The organism is Enterobacter sp. RIT637, from assembly GCF_019718755.1.
Classification (GTDB): Bacteria; Pseudomonadota; Gammaproteobacteria; order Enterobacterales; family Enterobacteriaceae; genus Enterobacter.
In genome coordinates this window covers 1-507 of the sequence record NZ_JAIHAZ010000217.1, presented here as the reverse complement: position 1 = coordinate 507, position 507 = coordinate 1, and the positions used below count along the sequence as shown (strand labels likewise).

At 65.1% G+C, this 507-nt stretch carries 1 protein-coding gene; it reads right to left on the bottom strand.

Annotated elements, in window-relative coordinates; all coding sequences use genetic code 11:
- On the bottom strand, positions 1–507 hold a 507-nt coding region (locus tag K5E19_RS24100), incomplete at both ends, for an LLM class flavin-dependent oxidoreductase (protein ID WP_221553418.1).

The following is a 507-nucleotide window of genomic DNA, read 5'->3' as shown; positions in this document are numbered from 1 at the left end:
GAATCTGGTCGAGAGTTAGCCCTGGCTGGTCAGCCGGGCGAGGCTGAGTGCGGGAGAGCATCAGCCCGTGCCCGGCCCGGGCGGCGCGCACGGCGCCTTCAACGGAAAAGGTCGCGATCCACACGCGCTCTGCCAGCTGCGGCGCAGGTGGATAGAGATGGTTATCCGGATGCGTCAGGGAATCACCGCGCCAGGCGCTCTGAATCAGGTGCAGATGGTCGGCAAACGTCGCGCCGCGCTCGTCGAACGTCAGGCCGAAAGGCAGAAACGAGGTTGGCGTGCCGCCGGAGCCAAAACCGACTTCAAGGCGACCGTCCGCCAGCAGATCGAGGACCGCCGCGTCTTCCGCCACGCGCAGCGGGTTTTCCATCGGCAGGGTAATAATCGCCGTGCCCAGACGGATGCTTTGGGTCTGGGCCGCAACGTGAGCGAGGAACACCAGCGGCGACGGAAGGCCGCCTTCGCGCTCATGGAAATGGTGCTGAGCAATCCAGGCCGTATCAAAAC